The following is a 19,793-nucleotide window of genomic DNA, read 5'->3' as shown; positions in this document are numbered from 1 at the left end:
GCCGAACTTAACCAAACAGTCTGGGCCCCGGTCGAGAACCCGCAGCGGTTCTCCCGGGGCCCAGATTCATGTTCGCGTCCGCTCGAGCAGGGCGCCGGCCGGCCTCAGGGTCCGCCCGCGCGAGGTTGCTCCGAACGGGCCCGTAGGATAGTCAATCGGCCCTCGTAGCGGGGGCCGTCCTCAGAATTCCAGAGTTGTCTATGGCAGGAGGCCAGGTGTCCGAGTTCGGTCGACGTGACTCAGCGGATGAGGGGTCCGGTCGGTCGGGACGCCGCGACCAGGACTCCCGCGGCGGACGGTCCGACGCGCCCCGGGGAGACCGGCGCGGCGCGCGGCAGGACCGCGGCGGGCGGGACAACGCCCACCAGGGCCGGCCCCGCCGGGACGACCGCGGCGCACGCGGTACCGGCGGCTTCGCCGGGCGCCCCGGCCATGGCGACGGTCCCCGCGAACAGCGCGGCGGATACGCCGGCAAACGCGACGACGACCGCGACTTCCGCCCTCGCGGCAAGCGCGACTTCGACCGTCCGCAGGGCAAGTCGTACGGCGACCGCTCCGGCGGACCCGGCGGCAAGTCCTCCTACGGCGAGCGCTCCGGGCGTCCGGAGGGACGCTCGTCCTACGGCAACCGTTCCGAGGGCCGTTCCTCGTACGGCGAGCGCTCCGGCGGGCCCGGCAAGTCTTACGGCGATCGTTCGGGCCGTCCGGAAGGGAAATCCTCCTACGGCGACCGCGGGCGTCCGCAGGGCAAGTCGTCTTACGGGGAGCGCTCCGGCGGGCGCTGGAACGACGACCGGCGCGGTGGCGACGACCGTCGCGGCGGGTACTCGGGCGGCGACGACCGGCGTGGTCCGGGCGGATATCGCGGCAAGGACTCCCAGGGCGGCGGTTTCCGCGACGATCGGCGCGGGCCCGGCGGATTCCGCGACAACGACCGGCGCGACAACGACCGGCGCGGCGGCTACGGCGACCGCGACAACCGCGGCGGCAAGCCCGGCGATCGCGATGCGCGCGGCGGCTTCCGCGACGACCGGGGCAGCAAGCCGGGCGGATTCCGGGACGACTGGGGCAGCAAGCCGGGCGGATTCCGGGACGACCGGGGCGGCAAGCCCGGCGGGTACCGGGACCGGGACGACCGCGGTCCGCGCGACGGCGGATTCCGTGGCGGGAGCCGGAGTTCCGGTGGATTCCGTGACGATCGCTCCGGCGGGAACCGGGGGGACCGGCGCGACGAACGCGGGTTCCGCAACGACCGGGACAACCGTTCGGGCGGGTTCCGCAGCGACCGGCGTGACGAAGGCGGCTACCGCGGCGACAACCGGCGGGACGACCGTTCCGGCGGGTTCCGCGACAACCGGCGGGACGACCGGCCGGGCGGGTTCCGCAACGACCGGCGCGATGAAGGCGGTTACCGCGGAGATCGTCGGGACGACCGTTCGGGCGGGTTCCGCGATGAGCGGCGTGACGAGGGCGGTTACCGCGGCGGGGATCGTCGGGACGACCGTTCCGGTGGGTTCCGCAGTGACCGGCGTGACGAGGGCGGCTACCGGGGCGAACGGTCCGGCGGCAAGCGGCCTGGCGGGGACCGCCGGGACGATCGGCAGGGCGGGTTCCGGCGTGATCGGGACGGCGACTCCGGCGGGTTCCGGAAGGACCAGCGCGACGGCGGTTTCCGCAAGGACCGTCAGGACGACGGTGTCCGGGGGCGTCGCGACGAGGTCGAGGAGACCGCGTCGGCCGCGGCCGGGGAATCGGCGGTGGTCGACGAGGTGACTGCGGGCTCGGGTGCCGAGTCGGGTTCGGTGGACCGCGTCGAGAAGGCCGAGGCTGCTGAGGGCCAGGAGCGGCGCGACTCGGACGAGCGCGACAACCGCGAGGACCGGGGCGAGCGGCAGGACCGTCGGGAGCGCGACAACCGCAGCGACCGTGGCGGCCGTGACAACCGTGGAGATCGCGGTGACCGTCGCGACCGCAGGGACGACCGTCCCCGCACGAAGCGGCCGGTGACTGTCGAGGAGCAGGACGCCGCCCTCGCCCGCGAGCTGCTCGAAGCGCCGGAGCTGCCCGAAGACATCGAGTTCTCCGATCTCGACGAAGAAGTCCGCCGCGAGCTGCGGACCCTGCCCAAGGGACTCGCCGAGACCGTCGGGAAGCACCTGGTCGCCGCGGGCGGGCTGGTCGACAGCGACCCGGAGGCCGCGCTCGAGCACGCCCGGTATGCGAAGACCAAGGCGTCGCGGGTGCCGATCGTGCGCGAAGGGCTCGGGCTGGTCGCCTACCACGCGGGCAACTGGCAGGAAGCGCTGTCCGAACTGCGCGCCGTCCGGCGGATGACGCGCAGCGACGAGCACATCGCGATCATCGCGGACGCCGAGCGCGCGCTGGGCCGTCCGGAGCGCGCGCTGGACCTCGCCAAGGAGACCGACAAGGAACGGCTCACCAAGGCGACCCAGGTCGAGCTGGCGATCGTCGCGGCGGGTGCGCGGCGCGACCTCGGGCAGCTGGACGCGGCGGTCGTGTCCCTGCAGGGGCCGGACCTCGCGGCGGCCAAGCGCGACCCGTGGAGCGCGCGCCTGTTCTACGCCTACGCCGACAACCTCGAGGCGGCCGGGCGCAAGGAAGAGGCCGTGCAGTGGTTCCTGAACGCCGCTGAGGCCGACGCCGAGGACGAGACCGACGCCGCCGAGCGCGCCGCGGATCTCGCGAACGCGTCGAACGAGGCGAACGAACCGGCCGAGGCAACCGAGCCGAACGAGCCGGGCGAGCCGGCCGGATCGGATGACTGACGTGGCCTACGACGCGCTGCTGTTCGATCTCGACGGCACCGTGTACCACGGGCCGCGGGTGATCGACGGGGCCGCGGAAACCGTGGCCGCCGTGCGCGAGCAGGGCACGGCGGTCCGGTTCGTGACCAACAACGCGTCAAAGGCCCCGTCCGCGGTCGCCGAGCACCTCCGGGACCTCGGCATCACCGCGGACACCGAAGAGGTGCACACAAGCGCTCAGGCGGCAGCCGCGCTCCTGCGGGACCGGCTGCCCGCCGGAGCGAAGGTGCTCATCGTCGGCACGGCCTCGCTCGGCGACCAGATCTCCGCGGTCGGACTCGAGCCGGTGCGGACCGCGGGCGACGACGTTTCCGCTGTGGTGCAAGGACATTCGCCGGAGACCGGATGGGCGGACCTCGCCGAGGCGAGCATCGTGATCCGGGCGGGCGGGCTGTGGGTCGCCACGAACACCGACACCACGCTGCCCACTGAGCGCGGGCTGATGCCGGGCAACGGATCCATGGTCGGGGCGCTGAAGATCGCTACCGGCGCGGAACCGGTTGTCGCGGGGAAGCCGGAGCCGTTGTTGTTCGAGACGGCTGCGCGCTCGGCTAAGGCGAAGCGTCCGCTGGTGGTCGGGGACCGGCTCGACACCGACATCGCGGGTGCGGTCGCGGCGGGTCTCGATTCGCTGTGCGTCCTCACCGGCATCGCGACTCCGGCGACGCTGCTCACCGCGATTCCGGCGGAACGGCCCACTCATCTGGGTGCGGATCTCACCGCGCTCGCGCAGCCGGCGGACGAATTGCGCGTCGGGAAGCGGTCCGGCTGGGAAATCAGCGAAAACGAGGTGCTGACCGTTCGCGGCGAAGGGGACAAGCTCGACCTGCTGCGCGCGCTGTGCGATTCGGCGTGGCGCACCGGGGCGACCCGGGTGCGCGCGGAAGGCGACGCGGCCGCGGCGGCAGTGAGCGGGCTCGGGCTCGCCTGACTGGTAGTTTGGGCCTGTGCACCCGAACGTTCCGCGGCCGGTTCCCGGACCCCCGCCGATCCCCGGACCCGGCCCGCAGCAGACTGACCCGCGGGCGGGCATCGACGAGGCCGTCGCCGGGCTCGACGACCTCGACACGCTGCCGCCCGCCGAGCACGTGGACCGCTTCGAGGCCGTGCACACCGAGCTGACCGTGGCCCTGTCCAGCATCGACAAGGTCTGACCGGCGTGGCCAAACGGGCCAGGCTCGACGCGGAACTCGTGCGGCGCGGACTCGCCCGCTCCCGCGAGCAAGCCTCCGCGCTGATCACCGGCGGCAAGGTCACCGTGCGCGGCATGGTCGCCACGAAACCCGCTACCGGCGTGGAAAACGACGCGCCGATCGTCGTGAAGGACGAGGACGACCCGGGCTGGGCGTCGCGCGGCGCGCACAAACTCCTTGGCGCGCTTGAGCGTTTCGGCCCGGAAGGGCTGACCGTCGAAGGCCGCCGTTGTCTTGACGCGGGCGCCTCCACTGGCGGGTTCACGGATGTCTTGCTGCGGGGCGGCGCGGACAAGGTCATCGCCGCGGACGTCGGGCGCGGGCTTCTCGTGTGGAAGCTGCAGACCGACGATCGCGTCGTGGTTCTCGACCGCACGAACGTCCGCAATCTGACGCCGGACGTCCTCGGCGGCCAGGTCGATCTCGTCGTCGGCGACCTTTCCTTCATCTCGCTCAAGCTCGTGCTGCCCGCGCTCGCCGACTGCGCCCGCGACGGCGCGGATCTGGTGCCGATGGTCAAACCGCAGTTCGAGGTCGGCAAGGACCGGCTCGGCAGCGGCGGCGTGGTCCGCGATCCCGAGCTGCGCGTCGAATCCGTGCTGGGCGTGCTCGCCGAGGCCGCGAAGCTCGGCCTGTCGCTGCGCGGGGTGGTCGCGAGTCCGTTGCCGGGGCCGTCCGGGAACGTCGAATACTTTGTGTGGCTCCGCAAAACGGAGGCCGAAGACACCGGCGTCGACGATGCCGAGCGGCTGGTTCGCGCCGCAGTCCAGGAAGGACCTCAGTGACCGCCGAACGTGAAGTGCTCCTCGTGGTGCACCCCGACCGGGACACCACCCGGGAGGCCGCCCGCGAGGTGTCCCAGCGATTCGCGAAGGCCGGGATCCGGCTTCGCGTGCTCGACGAGGACGTTCTCCAGTTGATCGACCCGGACGGCTGCATGGCCAAGCCGTGCACCGTGGTCGCGCCCGAGCACAATCCGGCCGAGGGAGCCGAGCTCGTGTTCGTGCTCGGCGGCGACGGAACCCTGCTGCGCGCGGCGGAACTCGCCCGTCCGGCCGAGGTTCCGGTGCTCGGCGTCAACCTCGGCCGCGTCGGCTTCCTCGCCGAAGCCGATTCGGACGCGCTCGCCGACGCCGTGCAGCGTGTGGTCGACCGCGAGTACCACGTCGAGGACCGGATGACGGTCGACGTCACGGTCACCGCAGACGGCGCGGAGATCTACCGGACCTGGGCGCTCAACGAGGCCAGCGTCGAGAAGTTCAGCCGCGAGCGGGTGCTCGACGCGCTGATCGAGGTCGACGGCCGCCCGGTGTCGTCCTTCGGCTGCGACGGCGTGCTGTGCGCGACGCCGACCGGCTCAACCGCGTACGCCTTCTCCGCGGGCGGGCCGGTGCTGTGGCCGGACGTCGAGGCCTTGCTCGTCGTGCCGAGCAACGCGCACGCGATGTTCTCCCGGCCGCTGGTCGTCTCGCCCGAGTCGGTGATCACCGTCGGCATCGACCCGACCGGCCCGAAAGCCGCGCTGACCTGCGACGGGCTGCGGTCGTTCGACCTTCCGCCGGGAGCGCTGGTGCGCGTCGTGTGCGGCAGGCAGCCGGTGCGGCTGGTGCGGCTGTGGGACGGCGTGTTCACCGACCGGCTGGTGTACAAGTTCGGCCTGCCGGTGCGCAGCTGGCGCGACCGGCGCGGCGGGGAGCGCCCAGGCAGCTGATTCGCGACGCGCCCGCACAAGTGTTCGACCAGCGAAAAGAAGAGTTAGCGGACCTCGGACGCACAGAACGTCGGTGCGGGCCGCTACCGTATGCGTCGTGCTGGCCGAGATGCGCATCCAGGGCCTCGGAGTCATCGAGGAAGCCCTGCTGGAACTGCACGCGGGCTTCACCGTGGTGACCGGTGAGACGGGTGCGGGCAAAACCATGGTCGTCACCGGGCTGCATCTGCTTTCGGGCGGACGGGCCGAGGCGTCGAAGGTCCGGAACGGGATGCTGAAGGCATTCGTCGAGGGCCGGTTCACCGTGGGCAAGGACGACGCGGCCGCCCGCATCGTCACCGATTCGGGGGCCGACGTCGACGAGGACGGCAGCGTCATCGCGCTGCGCACGGTCGCGGCCGACGGCCGCTCGCGGGCGCACCTCGGCGGCCGGTCGGTGCCGGTCGGGGTGCTGGCCGAGCTGTCCGAGCAGGTGATCGCCGTGCACGGGCAGAACGACCAGCTGCGGTTGCTGCGCCCGGCCGAGCAGCGCGCGGTGATCGACCGGTTCGCCGGCGAGGACGTCGGCGGTCCGCTCGCGCGGTACCGCCAGGTCCGCGAGGAATGGCTGGCCGTGCTCACCGAGCTGAGCGAGCGCTCCAACCGCTCCCGCGAGATGGCGCAGCAGGCGGACCTGCTCAAGCACGGGCTGAACGAGATCGACGCGGTCGCGCCCGAGCCGGGCGAGGACGTCGAGCTCACCGAGCAGATCAAGCGGCTCGCCGCGGTCGACGAACTGCGCGCGATGGCCACCGAATCGCACGCGGCGGTGTCCGGCTCGCAAGACGGCGACCCGGACGCACCGGGGGCGCTGGGCCTGGTCGGCGAGGCGGTGCGGCGGCTGGTGTCGGCGGAGGATTCCGCGCTGCGCGACCTCGTGCCGCGGCTGGAGGAGGCCTCCACGCTGCTGAGCGACGTCGGCGCGGAGCTGGGCAGCTACGTCGAGAACCTGGACGCGGACCCGGCGCTGCTGGAGAAGGTGCTCTCGCGCCAGGCCGATCTCAAACGGCTCACCCGCAAGTACGCCGCGGATGTCGACGGAGTGCTGGCGTGGGCCGAGGACGCGCGGCGCCGGCTCGAATCGATGGACACTTCCGAAGAGGCGTTGGCCGGGCTGGCATTGCGCCGCGACGAGCTGGCCGTGCAGCTGGTCGCGCACGCCACCGAGGTTTCCGCCGCGCGGGGCAAGGCGGCCGCTGAACTCGCCACGGCGATCACCAAGGAGCTGTCCGGTCTCGCGATGGGGCAGGCGGAGCTCGAGATCACCGTCGAACAGCGTCCGGCCGAGCACGGCGACCGGCAGGCGCTCGCGATCGACGGACACGCGGTGCACGCGGGCCCGGACGGCGTCGACGAGGTGGAACTGCTGCTGCGGGCGCACAACGGCGCGCCGCCGCTGCCGGTGCACAAGGCCGCCTCGGGCGGTGAGCTGTCGCGCGTGATGCTCGCGATCGAGGTGGTGCTGGCGCACGCGGACACCGTGCAGACGCTGGTGTTCGACGAGGTCGACGCCGGGGTCGGCGGCCGGGCCGCGGTGGAGATCGGACGGCGGCTGGCGCGGCTCGCGCGCACCCACCAGGTCCTGGTGGTCACGCACCTTCCGCAGGTCGCCGCGTTCGCGGACCAGCATTTGGTGGTGGACAAGGGAACCAGCGGCGGCGTCACGCGCAGCGGCGTGAAGACGCTCGACCAGAGCGACCGGGTGCGCGAGCTGGCGCGGATGCTCGCGGGCATGGACGGCACCGAGACCGGCCGCGCGCACGCCGAGGAATTGCTTGCCACCGCGGAGAAAGACAAGGCGAAGAACACCGGCGCGAAGCGCAAGCGCGCGAAGAAGGGCTGAGGCCGATTCCATGACCTGGGCCACGCTGGCCGACGTCGAAGCCGAACTCGCCCGCGCGCGGCGGGAGGACGATCTCGACCGCTTCCTCGAACTCCTCGGCGACGAGGAGCTCTTCGTGCCGATCCACCGGGACGAGGCGGAGCGGCTCGCGCAGGAGCGGACCTGGTCGCCCGCGAAAGCCTGCTGCGCGCACGGCGGCGAACCGTCGCTGCAGGTGTTCACCCGCGGCGCACTGCCGGATTTCGGTGCCGACGTGGTGTTTCTCAGCGGCGACCTCGACTGGGCCACGCACGGTCTCGGCCACGAGGAACAGGTCGTGTTCAACCGCGGCACGCTCGCCGAATGGCGCGTGGGCGCGAACGCCGTGCTGCCGTGGGTCGACGCGAACCCGCACCGGGTCACCGCGGTCGAGCAGCAGGTCGAACGGCTTTACACGGCCAGGTACGGGCTTCTCGACGGTCCGGTCGCGCACGCGCTCGCGTGCGGCGCGCACCAGGCGGTGCTGTCGGCCGAACCGTGGAACGTCCTCGACGCGCGCTACCACGATTACGTCGCCGAAGTCCGCGGCCTGCGCGACTGGTGGGGCGTCGCGGACGCGGCCAGCTGGCGGGCCGCGATGGACCGGCTGCTCGGCGATTCCTACCAGCTCACCACCGGAAATCTCGTGCTCGTGCTGCGCGCCCGCAGCGGGCTGGCGCTGGACGTCTACGGCTGGGTCGAGCTCGTCCGGCAGTGGTGCGCCGACAACGACGCCGAGGACCAGGCCGAACCGCTCGTCGACGCGGTGCGCCGGATCGTCCGATACGAACAGCGGTTCCGCGCCGACGGCCTGCTCGCTCCGGACGGCGTGGTGGACAGCATCATCGGCTGGGACGTCGGCCGCGCGGTCGAACTGGCCCGCTGGGGTTTGGCAGTCGGCTATTGCGACGCGCTCACCGCGGAATTGATGGTGCTGGAGGCAGGCGCGATCGCCCGCCGCTACCACGAATCGTGGGCGGAATTGTCCACCGGTTACGTGCTGGGCAGGCTGCTCGCGCTCGACGGCGAGGAATTCGGGCCGGAGTACGTCTCGGCCGCCCGGGTCCGCCACCGGCTGCTGAACGATCCCGCGAGCCCCTGGTCCAACCTCGATTTCGGAGCGGGCGGACCGCACAGTTAACCCCGGCTCCGCGCCCCGCGCGACATGGCTCACCACAACGAGTCATGTCCGCTTCGGCGCGTCGGCTCCGTCCCCAGGCACAAATTTGTCACCATCAGCCACATGAAGCTCACTGGTCTTCTCGCGCGGAACCACGAAGCCCTTCCCGGCGTCATCGGTGTCGCGCGGGTCGACCGGCGCACGCGGGAGCTGCTGCGCCGGGTCAGCGCCGGCGACATTGTCGTGCTCGACCAGCTCGACCTCGACCGGGCCACCGCCGACGCGCTGGTCGCCGCCGAGGTCGCCGCGGTGGTGAACGCCTCGCCGTCGATTTCCGGCCGGTTCCCCAACCTCGGCCCGGAAATCCTGGTGGCGGCGGGCATTCCGCTGATCGACTCGGTGGGCGGCGAACTGCTGCGCACCGTCAAGGACGGCACGAAACTGCGCGTGCACGAGGGCGCGGTCTACCTGGGGGAGCGGCAGCTGGCGACCGGGGTCGAGCAGACCCCGGAAAGCGTCGCCGACCAGATGATCGAGGCCAAGGCCGGGATGTCGACCCAGCTGGAAGCCTTCTCCGCCAACACGATCGAGTTCCTCCGCCGCGAGCGGACGCTGATCCTCGACGGCGTCGGCGTGCCGGAGCTGAAGGTCCCAGTGCGCGACCGGCACGTGCTGGTGGTCGCCGCGGGGACCGGGCACGCCGAGGACCTCAAGAAGCTCAAGAAGTACATCGGCGAGCACCGGCCGGTGCTGATCGGCGTCGACGCCGGCGCGGACACCTTGCGCGCGCAGGGCTACCAGCCCGACGTCATGGTCGGCGACCCGACCGGGATCGGCACCGCGACGCTGCGCAGCGGCGGCGAGGTCGTCGTCCCCGCGCAGCCGGACGGGCACGCGCCGGGCGTCGAGCGGATCCAGGACCTCGGCATCGGCGCGGTCACCTTCCCCGCGACCGGCAACGCCGAGGACCTCGCCCTGCTGCTGGCCGACGCGCACGGCGCGAGCCTCGTCGTCACCGTCGGGTTCCAGGCCACGCTGCGGGAATTCCTCGACCACGGCCGGTCCGGGTCGAACCCGTCCACGTTCCTCACGCGGCTCAAGCTCGGCACGAAGCTGGTCGACGGCAAGGCCGTCGCGACGCTGCACCGCAGCCGGGTGTCGCTCGGCGCGGTCGCGCTGCTCGTCCTCGCCGCCATCGTCGTCGTCGTGGCCGCGCTGCTGGTCTCCGACGTCGGCTCCGTCTACCTCGAGTGGATCCAGCACACCTGGTCCACGTTCGTCGCCTGGGTGAAGGGTCTCTTCACGTGATTTCCCTGCGGTACCACATCGTTTCCATCACCGCGTGCTTCCTGGCGCTGGCCGTCGGCGTGGTGCTGGGCTCGACCGCGCTCAACGGTTCGCTGCTGTCCGGGCTTTCGGACCAGAAGAAAGACCTCGGCACGCAGGTGTCGGATCTCCAGGCGCAGCGCAACGCGCTCAACGCGCGGCTGTCCGACGCGGACGCGTTCGCCGGGACCATGGGCCCGAAGGTCGTCGCGGGCGCGCTCGACAAGCGCAGCGTCGTCATCGTCACCACGCAGGACGCGCGCCCGGCCGACCGCGACGCGCTCAAGAAGCTCGTGGGCCAGTCCGGTGCCTCGGTGACCGGCGAACTGCAGCTCACCAGCGCGTTCACCGACCCGGCGAAGGCCGACCAGTTGCGCGACGTCGTCACGCGGCTGCAGCCGGCCGGGGCGAAGTTCCCGACCGCGGGCGACTCCGGCACGCTCGCCGGCGCGCTGCTCGGCTCGACGCTGCTGCTGGACAAGGCGAGCGCGAAACCGCAGTCGAGCGGCGACGAACTGGCCGCCGCGCTCGGCGGGCTGACCGACGGCGGTTTCGTGAAGCCGAGCCAGGGCGTGCAGCCCGCGCAGCTGGCGATCGTGCTGACCGGCGCCCAGGAGACCGGCGACGGCGCGGGGGACCGGGCGGCGACGATCGCGCGGTTCGCGGCGCAGATGGACCGTTCCGGCGCGGGCACGGTGCTGGCCGGCGACCCGGGTTCGGCCGAGGGCTCCGGTCCGATCGGCGTCGTGCGCGCGGACACGTCGGCGACGTCGATTCTGTCCACTGTGGACAACGCGGATTCGGCGGCAGGCCGGGTCGCGACGGTGTTGGCGTTGCAGGAACAGCTCAACGGCGGTTCGGGGCGTTACGGCATCGCGGGCAACGCGCAGGCGATCGCGCCGGGCGTGGCCACGTCGGGGAACTGAACGAGAGACTTTTCGCCTCCCGCACAAGAGTCGGCGGCGGTGCTGGATTCCCTTCGAGGGTGGGGGAATCCGGTACCGCCGCCGACTTTGTGCGCCTGCCGCGATCGGGCGGATCCCGGCGGCGTCCCGCGGACAAGAGCCGGCGGCGGCACCGGAATCCCTTCGGGGTAGGGAAAGCCGGTACCGCCGCCGTTATTCATGCGCCTGCTGCGGGGTCAGCAGGTGCCGTTGTCAGCCCAGACCGCCGCGCTGCCTGGCTGTTCGCCTCGCGTCCACCACTTGGCGGACCAGCGGTGGCCGTTGAAGGACACCACCGCTCCCGCGTTGTAGGACTGGGAGGTGTTCCACGCCGCCGGGCACGCGGTCGTCGGACCGCCGCCGCCGGAGCAGGCTCCGTTGTCCGTCCACACGTCGGCGCTGCCGGGCTGCTCGCCCTGCGTCCACCACTTCGCCGTCCAGGTGTGGTTGTTGTACGACACGACCGCGCCGCCGTTGTACACCTTGCCGGAGTCCCAGGCCGCCGCCGTGCACTGGCCGCCCGGCGGAGTCGTGGGAGTGGTCGGCGTAGTGGGCGTCGTCGGGGTCGTCGGAGTGGTCGGGGTCGTGGGCGTGGTCGGCGTGGTGGGCGTCGTCGGGGTGGTCGGCGGCGGGCCGGAACAGCCCTCCGTCGGCGCGGCGAGCCCGTCCACGACGGCGTGGAACAGCGTCGAATCAGGGTCGAGGTCGTACAGCGAGAACATCATCGCGCCGCCGAGGCCGTTGCAATGGATGTAATCGGTGCGTGCCTTGATCGACTGTTTCGACGAACCGCCGTAGAAGCTCGTCCCGTCGTAGAACCACGCGGATTGCGTTGCCGGGTCCCAGAACGTCGTCGACGGATTGTCGACCACGCCGGAGAGTTCCTTGTACATCGCGACGCCGGGCACGTTGCCGCTCAACGGATGCGGCGCGGACGGACCGGTCGCTGTCTGGTACAGCCCGTGGTTCGAGCCCGCGGGAACGCCGGTCCAGCCGCGATAGTAGAACGGAATGCCCAAGGTCAGCTTCGAAGCCGGGAACCCGCCGGGGATGCCGTACGCCGGATCGCCTTGCGTGTACGCCTTCATCACCTGATCGATGGTGTATTTCTCAGTACCCGGCGGGATGGTCGGCGACGGATCGTTCGCCGAGGGGTAGAGCGGGTCCTGGAAGTTCGTCGGACCGGTCTTGTCCCACGCGCCGTGCATGTCGTAGGTCATCGGGTCCGCGAAGTCCATGTACTGGTGGATCTTGTCGGTCTGGATCTTCGCGATCTTGTCCTGGCCGCCGGGCAGGGCGGCCGACAGCGCGTAGTGCTTGCCCAGCGCGTCCATCTGGCTGCGGAACTCGGCGAGCAGCGAGGTGAAGTTCTGGGTGTCGTTCGGGCTGTAGTGGTTGCCCGTGTGGCCGCCGGGGTGCGCCGGGTACTCCCAGTCGATGTCGAACCCGTCGAAGATGTTCGCGGCGGTGCCGGGGCCGCCGAAGCCGCCCGCGTTCGGGATGTTGCCCTTGATGAACATGTCGATGCAGGAGCTGACGAACTTCTTGCGCGAGGCGTCGCTCGCCGCCGCGTCGGAGAAGTACTTCGAATACGTCCAGCCGCCGAGCGACAGCAGCACCTTCAGGTTCGGGTGCCGGGCCTTGAGTTCCTGCAGCTGGTGGAAGTTGCCGACGATCGGCATGTTGTAGGTGTCGGCGGAACCGTCGACGCTGATGTCCGAGCCGAACGACTTCTGGTAGTCGGCGAACTGGTCGCCCGCGCCGTCGCCGGCGTTCGGGTCGTCCTCGCCGCCCGGGTCCGGGGTCGTCGCTTTCGTGGTCTCGAAGCAGGTGAGGTTGTTCGGGTCGATGTTCTCGAAGTCGTAGAGCAGGTAGTCGATGTTGTCGGCGATCTTGTCGACGTTCTTGAGGTAGTAGGCGTTCTGGTAGATGCTCCATTGGTCGAAGTAGGCGATGCGCATCCCTCCCGAGGAGGGCGCGGGCGTCGCGGTGGCCGGGGCGGGCCGGGCCAGGATGGTGAGACCGGCCACGACCACGGCGGCCACGGCGGCGCAGGCCACGGCCAGCGGTCTCAAGGTCCGGTGGGGCATAAGCGTTTCTCCCTCGCACAAGCGAAGTCCGCCCGCCGCACCGGAATGCGCGGCAAGCGTCGGACAACGGGTGATCACTGCAGGAGCGGGGGCCGGCCCGCATTCGAATGTGAACCAGGGCACAGCCGGAGTCAATACTGTGGACTAGACCAATTTCCCGGCCGGGGCGATTTGTGGTGAAGTGTCCGGAAACGCCCGACGAACGGCCTGTTCCAAGCGGGGCGAGTGGTCCGGTGCCGCGGGGTGGCGCCGGTTCACCCGTACGGGTGTGGCTGACCCGACACCCGTTCCGCGCGGCATCAGGCGAGTCTCAGGAAGATCATGGGTGGCTCACAGCTGCGCACGAGAGCCTGGCACCATGAGCGCCAACGACCCCGGGAGCACGGCCGAACGATGACCACTACCGAGATCCCGCTCGTCCGTGCGGACGAGCCGGCGCCCGCCAGGCCGACGCACCTGCGGCAGCTCGATTTGTACCGCGTCGTCACGTTCGCGCTGGTCATCCTCATCCACGTGATCGGCTCCACGACGTTCCAGCAGGACGTCGTCGCCGACGCGATCCAGACGCCGCTGCACCTGACCCGCGAGGCGTTCTTCGCGCTGACCGCGTTCGTGCTCGTGCTGGGCTACCGGGACCGTCCGGTGCTGGCCGGGAAGTTCTGGCGCAAGCGGTTTCCTCTGGTCGCGGTGCCCTACGTGGTGTGGACGGTCATCTACCGGGTTTATTCGCTGATCACCTCGGATCAGCCGTTCGGGTCGGTCGGCGCGCAGCTGCGCACGCTCGGGCTCGACCTGCTCACCGGGAACGCCTGGTACCACATGTATTTCATGCTGGTGACGCTGCAGGTGTACCTGCTCTTCCCGTTGCTGGCCAAGCTGTTCGACCTGATCCGCCGCCGTCCGTGGACGGTGCTGGCGGTCTCCGGCACGATCCAGGCGGCGGTGGCGATTTTCATGAGCTACCCGCCCGCCGTGCTGGGCTACGGCTTCGTCAGCCAGTTCTTCGCGACTTTCATCGTGTACCAGTTCTACATGCTGCTCGGCACCGCCGCGGCGCTGCACTTCGAGGCGGTGCACGCCTGGCTGCGCACGCATTCGCGCTGGGTGCTGCTGGCGATGGCGGGCGGGCTCGTGATCGCGGAAACCGGCTACTTCGTGAGTGTCCACTTCGGAGAGTGGCCGGAGATGGCGTCGGACGCCTTCCGCCCGTACCTGATCCCGTGGTTCGTCGCGGCGATCGCCGGGATCTACCTGGCGGGCGCGCGCTGGGCGGAGAGCAGGCAGCGCGGCGGGCGGTTCGTGTCCTGGGCGGTGAACCGGTCGTTCGCGGTGTTCCTGACCCACCCGATCGCGATCGCCTTGCTGGACCCGCTGTTCGTGTACGTCGGCGACCGGTTCGGCGCGCCGTGGACGACGCTGGTGGCCTACCCGGCGACGATCGCGCTGACCTTCGGCATCGTCGAGGTGCTGCGGCGGCTGCCGTGGAGCAAGGCGCTGACCGGGCGCGCCCGGGTGCCGGTGCGCGCCTGAGCGGTCATTCGCCGGGCCAGGTCCGGTGTTTGTCGAGCGGACGGGCGTAGGACCCGGCCCGGCTGGTGCGCAATCCCAGCGCCACCAGGGATTCCGCGAGCCGGACCGCGGCGGCGACGCCGTCGACCACCGGGACGTCGAGCATCGCCGACATCTTGCGGTCCAGCCCGGTCATCCCGGCGCAGCCGAGCACGAGCACCTCGGCTCCGGCGTCGCGCGCCCGCAGACCCGCGGTGAGGAGGGCCGATTCGGTCCGGTCCTCGTCGCGCAGCTCCAGCACGCTCAGCCCGGTGCCGACGACCGCGACGCAGTTCCGGTCCACGCCCGCCGAATGCAGGCTGTCCTCGATCAGCCCGCACGTGCGGTCCAGCGTCGTCACCACTCCGTACCGGCGGCCGAGCAGCCCGGCGAGATGCGCCGCGGCCTCGGTGATGTCGACCACCGGCACGTCCAGCAGCTCCCGCGCGCCCTCGCGGCCGTGCTCGCCGAAACCGGCGAGGACGACCGCGTCGAACGATTCCTCGGTGGTGCGCAACAGGTCCAGCACCGCGGCCGCGGACAGGAAGCTGTCCAGCCAGCCCTCGGCCGATTCCGGGCCCCACTTCGGCGTCAGAGCGACGATTTCGGTGCCGGGGCTGGCCGCGGCCCGCGCTCCGGTCTCGATCTCCTTCGTCATGGCCTCGGTGGTGTTGCAGTTGGTGACGAGGATCCGCATCAAGCCCTCCGCTGGCGGTACGAAACGGCGTAGTAGAGCAATCCGGCGCTGGCGGTGCCGAGGAACCAGGAGTACGGCGCGGCCGGCGCGAAGAACGGCACCAGCGCGATCACCGCGGACAGCACGGCGCACGGGAAGAACGCGGCCATCGCGCGCGGATTCACCTTGGGGTACTTGCCGTCGCGCACGAACAGCTGCTCGACGTCGACCTTGCCGCGGCGGATCAGGTAGTAGTCGACGATCATGATCCCGAACAGCGGCCCGAGGAACGCGCCGAGCCCGCCGAGGAAGTAGTTGACCACCACCGGCGACGAGTAGAGCTTCCACGGCAGCACGCACAGCGCGGCGACGGCGCTGATCATCCCGCCGACGGTGAACGAGATCCGCTTCGGCCAGATGTTGGCCAGGTCGTAGGCGGGGGAGACGAAGTTCGCGACGATGTTGACGCCCATGGTGGCGATGGCGAAGGTCAGCGCGCCGATGATCAGCACCGGCGTGTTGTGCACCTTGGCGAGCAGTTCTGCCGGGTCGGTGATCGCCTCGCCGAACACCTGCAGGCTGCCGGCGGTGACGATCACCGACAGCAGCGCGAACGCCGTCGAGTTCACCGGGAGGCCCCAGAAGTTGCCGCGCCGCACCGTTTTCTGGTCCGGGGCGTTGCGGGAGAAATCGCAGAAGTTGAGCATCAGCGTGCCGTAGGTGGACAGGATCAGCCCGGCCGCGCCGAACCACTGCCGCACCTGCTCGCCGCCGGACAGGTGCCGGGGGCTGCTGGTGAACGAAATGTGCCAGTGGCTCGCGGCGAGGATCCAGACCGCGAGCGCGATCATCACGACCCAGATCAGCGGGCCGCACCAGTCCTGGAACTTCCGCACCGCCTCCATGCCGCGGGTCAGCACGAACGCCTGCACCAGCCACAGCGCCACGAAACACATCCAGCCGAGCGCGTGCAGGCCGAGGAAACTGTGCTCGGTCAACGGTTTCAGGCCGGGGTCGATGACCAGCACGAGCAGTGTGATGGCGACGCTGGCGAGATAGGTCTGGATGCCGTACCAGAAGATCGCGATCACCGCGCGGATCAGCGCGGGGAGGTTCGCGCCGAAGGTGCCGAAGCTGATCCGCGCCACCACCGGGAACGGGACGCCGGTGCGCTGCCCGATCCGGCCCATCAGGTTCATCCCGAAGAAGATGATCACGAACCCGAACAGCAGCGCGGTGAACACCTGCCAGGCCGACAGCCCGAGCACGAACAGCCCGGCGGCGAAGGTGTAGTTGCCGAGGTTGTGCACGTCCGACATCCAGAGCGCGAAGATGTCGTACACCTTCCAGCGGCGCTCCTTGGCGGGCGCGAGGTCCTCGTTCCACAGCCGGGGGTCGGGTTCGATTGTGCTGGTCGCGCTGGTTTCGGTGGACGGGGCGTGCGTCATTGCAGACCTCCGGTCGACGTGCCGGCAGCTTTGGTATCCCAAACTTGGGATCCCAAATATCGCTCCGCGCGGCTGCTGAGTCAACCCCCTTCCCGATAAACTCGGCGATGTCCGATGCCGGCCGGCGTCGGTGCGGAGAGGGGGACAGGTGGGCGCCACGGAGGATCGGCAGCCGCTGGCGGCGACGCGGGCCCGGGTGCTCGACGAGCTGCGCGAGCGGATCCTGACCGGGCGGCTGCGGCCGGGGGACCGGCTGGTCGAGCGCGAACTGGCCGAGGATCTCGGGGTGTCGCGGGTGCCGGTGCGCGAGGCGATCCGCAGCCTCGAATCCGAGGGGTTCGTGGTCGTGCCCTCGCCTCGGCGGGTGGTGGTGCGGCAGCTGGCGCGGGTGGACGTCGAGGAGCTGTTCGACGTCCGGGAGGCGCTGGAAAGCCTCGCCGCCGCGCGCGCCGCGGAACGGGCCGGAAAACCGGAGATGCGGCGGCTGGAGCGGCTGCTCGCCGAGTCGGCGCGGGTCACTCAGGGTGGCGACGGCGCGCGGATCTCCGAGGTCAACAGCAGGCTGCACGACGAGATCGTCGCCGTCGCGGGAAACCGGCTGCTCACCACGATGCTGCATCCGCTCGAAGGCCAGCTGCGGTGGCTGACCAGCCAGAACGAGCACTGGGACGAACTGCTCGACGAGCACCGCCGTCTGGTGGAAGCGATCGGGTCCGGCGACGTGGAGCGGGCGCGCGAGTACGCGGCAGAGCACGTGCGGGTCAACCGTGTGGTGACGTTGCGCGACCTTTTCGGGGACGACGAGCAGGACGAGCGCCCGGCGGGCTGACTCTCTAGTAAGGTGACCCTAACTTCGAACTGGGGGTCACTGGTGGCGCACGTGCAGGGCGAGCCAGAGTGGGTGTCCACAAAGGACGGACGACGGCTGTACGCGATGGTGCTGCCCGGTCCCGGCTCCGGTCCGACGGTCGTGTTCGAGGCCGGGGCGGGTGCGGGCCGGTCTTCGTGGGGGCTTGTGCAGCCGCGGGTCGGCGCGTTCGCGCGGGCGGTGGTCTACGACCGCTCCGGGCTCGGCCGCAGCGCGCCGGATCCTTCCGGGCGGACGCTGGACCGGATGGCCGACGACCTCGTGGACGTGCTGAGCCACTTCGGGCCGGGACCGTACGCGCTCGTCGGGCACAGCGCCGGGGGACCGATCGTGCGGCTCGCCGCGTCCCGGACCTCGGCGAAAATCGCGGGTCTCGTCCTGGTCGACCCGACCGACGAAGCGGCGGATGTCCTGTTCTCGCCCCGATTCCGCAGTGCCGAGCGGGCTTTTCTGCGCGCTGGCCGGGTCCTCGCGGCGACCGGGTTGCTGAAGTTCTTGTACCGCCCGATGTTACGGGCGGCTCCCGAAGACGTCCGGCGCGATCTGGCGCGCGAAGGCTTTACGCCGCAGGTGTTGCGCACGCAGACCGAGCAGGCGCGGACGTTCCTCGACGAGTTGGCAACCTGGCGGGCAAACCCGCCTGCGCCGGGCGACTACTCGGTGACAGTCGTGTCCGGCGGGCGTGCTGGCGACGGCATGAACGCCGCGGTGCGCGCGCAGGCGAATGCCGCGCACGCGCAACGGGTTTCGCCGCATGGGCGGCATCGGATCGCGGAGAAGTCCGGGCATCTGGTGCCCATCACCGAACCCGAGGTGGTCGCCGATGAAATCCGCCGGATGCTCAGCTGACGGCGTCGGTCCAGGTCTCGACGAACTTCGGGAACGTCTTGCCGACCGTGTCCGGGTTCTCGACCAGCACACCGGGCACGCGCAGGCCGAGCACCGCGGCGGCCATCACCAGCCGGTGGTCCTCGTAAGTGTGGAAAACGCCGCCGTGCATCGGGGCCGGGGTGATTTCCAGGCCGTCTTCAAGCTCGGTGACGCCCGCGCCGAGGCCGGACAGTTCGGTGGCCAGCGCGGTGAGCCGGTCGGTCTCGTGGCCGCGCAGGTGCGCGACGCCGGTGATGCTCGACGGGCTCTCGGCGAAGCACAGCATCGCCGCGATCACCGGGGTCAGTTCGCCGACCTCGTGCAGGTCGAGGTCGATGCCGCGGAACGCGCCGCCGCCGGTGACGGACAGGCCGGTGTCGTCCAGGGTCGCCTTCGCGCCCAGTTCGGTCACCAGGCCGCGCAGCCAGTCGCCCGGCTGCGTGGTCTGCTTCGGCCAGCCCTGCACGCGGACCGTCCCGCCGCCGACCACCGCGGCGGCCACGAACGGGGCCGCGGTGGACAGATCCGGCTCCACGACGTACTCCGGGCACGACAGTTTCGCCGGCTCCACATGGAATTCCGTGCCGGTACGGTCCACAGTGGCCCCGAACCGGCGCAGCATGTCCAGCGTCATCGCGATGTGCGGTTCGCTCGGCGGGGCGCCGCCGACCAGCCGCACCGTCACGCCCTGTTCGAACGCCGGGCCGGCGAGCAGCAGCGCGGACAGGAACTGGCTGGAGGCCGACGAATCGAGGTCCACCCGGCCGCCGCGCAGCCCGCCGGTGCCGTGCACGGTGAACGGCGGCGCGCCGCGTCCGCCGTCGTCGATCCGCGCGCCGAGCTTGCGCAGCGCGGCCAGCAGCGGGTCGATCGGACGGCGGCGGATCGCGTCGTCGCCGTCGAACTGCACCGAGGCGTCGCCGAGCGTGGCGAGCGCCGGGGTGAACCGCGCCACGGTGCCCGCGTTGCCGAGGACGACCTCAGCCTCGTCGCCGCGTCCGCTGATGGTGCCGAGCGGGTGCACCAGGAAGCCGTCGATGGTCTCTTCCGACCGCGCGCCCAGCGAGGCGAGCGCGCCGAGCATCAGCCGGGTGTCGCGCGAATCGAGCGGGTGGCGCACCCGGGTGGGCGCGCTCGCGAGCGCGGCGAGCACGTAGGCCCGGTTGGTGATCGACTTCGATCCGGGGACGCGCACCGCGGCGTCCAGAGAGGCGCCCGCGACCGGGGCGGTCCAGTGGTCATCGCGGAGGTTCGGCACGCCGCGAAGCCTAGCG

Annotated in this window: 16 protein-coding genes; 12 read left to right on the top strand and 4 right to left on the bottom strand. The window is 71.0% G+C overall.

From position 1 onward, the window contains the following. Positions 1–215 precede the first annotated feature (215 nt). The 9 genes from ABD156_RS23765 (at position 216) to ABD156_RS23725 (ending at position 11,001) form a co-directional block, all read left to right on the top strand. Entirely contained in the window at positions 216–2,786 is a 2,571-nt protein-coding gene (locus tag ABD156_RS23765; RefSeq protein ID WP_344277593.1) for a hypothetical protein, read from the top strand. Then, entirely contained in the window at positions 2,779–3,756 is a 978-nt protein-coding gene (locus ABD156_RS23760) for an HAD-IIA family hydrolase (RefSeq protein ID WP_344277590.1), read from the top strand. The genes ABD156_RS23765 and ABD156_RS23760 overlap by 8 nt, the downstream gene beginning before the upstream one ends. 16 nt (positions 3,757–3,772) lie before the next feature. Beyond that, positions 3,773–3,979: a hypothetical protein gene (locus ABD156_RS23755; RefSeq protein ID WP_009079580.1), complete on the top strand. Its 207-nt coding sequence runs from the start codon at positions 3,773–3,775 to the stop codon at positions 3,977–3,979. Positions 3,980–3,984: 5 nt separating this feature from the next. Further along, complete coding sequence (locus ABD156_RS23750; RefSeq protein ID WP_344277583.1) at positions 3,985–4,803, top strand: TlyA family RNA methyltransferase; 819 nt, start codon at positions 3,985–3,987, stop codon at positions 4,801–4,803. Beyond that, positions 4,800–5,729, top strand: coding sequence for an NAD kinase (locus ABD156_RS23745; protein WP_344277580.1), 930 nt, complete (start codon positions 4,800–4,802; stop codon positions 5,727–5,729). Before ABD156_RS23750 ends, ABD156_RS23745 begins: the two co-directional genes overlap by 4 nt. A 97-nt stretch (positions 5,730–5,826) precedes the next feature. Beyond that, positions 5,827–7,611 carry a DNA repair protein RecN gene (gene recN, locus ABD156_RS23740; protein WP_344277577.1) on the top strand — a complete coding sequence of 595 codons (1,785 nt, stop codon included), beginning with the start codon at positions 5,827–5,829 and terminating at the stop codon, positions 7,609–7,611. A 10-nt stretch (positions 7,612–7,621) separates the two neighbouring features. Then, positions 7,622–8,770 (top strand): DUF1266 domain-containing protein, encoded by a 1,149-nt coding sequence (locus ABD156_RS23735; RefSeq protein ID WP_344277576.1) that lies wholly within the window; start codon positions 7,622–7,624, stop codon positions 8,768–8,770. Between the two features lie 102 nt (positions 8,771–8,872). Continuing rightward, positions 8,873–10,057, top strand: coding sequence for a putative cytokinetic ring protein SteA (gene steA, locus ABD156_RS23730; RefSeq protein WP_344277573.1), 1,185 nt, complete (start codon positions 8,873–8,875; stop codon positions 10,055–10,057). After that, positions 10,054–11,001 (top strand): copper transporter, encoded by a 948-nt coding sequence (locus tag ABD156_RS23725; protein WP_344277572.1) that lies wholly within the window; start codon positions 10,054–10,056, stop codon positions 10,999–11,001. Before steA ends, ABD156_RS23725 begins: the two co-directional genes overlap by 4 nt. 215 nt (positions 11,002–11,216) lie before the next feature. Here the strand turns inward: ABD156_RS23725 and ABD156_RS23720 are convergent, their stop codons facing one another. Beyond that, positions 11,217–13,109, bottom strand: coding sequence for a glycosyl hydrolase family 18 protein (locus ABD156_RS23720; protein ID WP_344277570.1), 1,893 nt, complete (start codon positions 13,107–13,109; stop codon positions 11,217–11,219). A 393-nt stretch (positions 13,110–13,502) separates the two neighbouring features. Here ABD156_RS23720 and ABD156_RS23715 point away from each other — a divergent pair, with 393 nt between their 5' ends. Continuing rightward, positions 13,503–14,639, top strand: coding sequence for an acyltransferase (locus ABD156_RS23715; protein ID WP_344277567.1), 1,137 nt, complete (start codon positions 13,503–13,505; stop codon positions 14,637–14,639). 4 nt (positions 14,640–14,643) lie between these two features. Here ABD156_RS23715 and ABD156_RS23710 read toward each other — a convergent pair whose 3' ends face one another. Both ABD156_RS23710 and ABD156_RS23705 read right to left on the bottom strand, forming a co-directional pair. Further along, complete coding sequence (locus ABD156_RS23710) at positions 14,644–15,354, bottom strand: aspartate/glutamate racemase family protein (protein WP_344277564.1); 711 nt, start codon at positions 15,352–15,354, stop codon at positions 14,644–14,646. Continuing rightward, entirely contained in the window at positions 15,354–16,781 is a 1,428-nt protein-coding gene (locus ABD156_RS23705) for an NCS1 family nucleobase:cation symporter-1 (RefSeq protein ID WP_344277561.1), read from the bottom strand. Before ABD156_RS23705 ends, ABD156_RS23710 begins: the two co-directional genes overlap by 1 nt. Positions 16,782–16,929: 148 nt before the next feature. Here ABD156_RS23705 and ABD156_RS23700 point away from each other — a divergent pair, with 148 nt between their 5' ends. Both ABD156_RS23700 and ABD156_RS23695 read left to right on the top strand, forming a co-directional pair. Beyond that, complete coding sequence (locus ABD156_RS23700) at positions 16,930–17,610, top strand: GntR family transcriptional regulator (RefSeq protein WP_344277558.1); 681 nt, start codon at positions 16,930–16,932, stop codon at positions 17,608–17,610. A 12-nt stretch (positions 17,611–17,622) separates the two neighbouring features. Then, the gene (locus ABD156_RS23695; protein ID WP_344277556.1) at positions 17,623–18,498 is read left to right on the top strand and encodes an alpha/beta fold hydrolase; all 876 of its coding nucleotides are present in this window, start codon (positions 17,623–17,625) and stop codon (positions 18,496–18,498) included. On the opposite strand, the gene aroA is transcribed toward ABD156_RS23695, so the two are convergent. Beyond that, entirely contained in the window at positions 18,491–19,777 is a 1,287-nt protein-coding gene (aroA, locus tag ABD156_RS23690; RefSeq protein WP_344277553.1) for a 3-phosphoshikimate 1-carboxyvinyltransferase, read from the bottom strand. The genes ABD156_RS23695 and aroA overlap by 8 nt on opposite strands. Positions 19,778–19,793: the final 16 nt, after the last annotated feature.

This window comes from Amycolatopsis albidoflavus (assembly GCF_039525725.1).
Taxonomy (GTDB): Bacteria; Actinomycetota; Actinomycetes; order Mycobacteriales; family Pseudonocardiaceae; genus Amycolatopsis; species Amycolatopsis albidoflava.
This window is presented reverse-complemented; position numbering and strand designations above follow the sequence as displayed.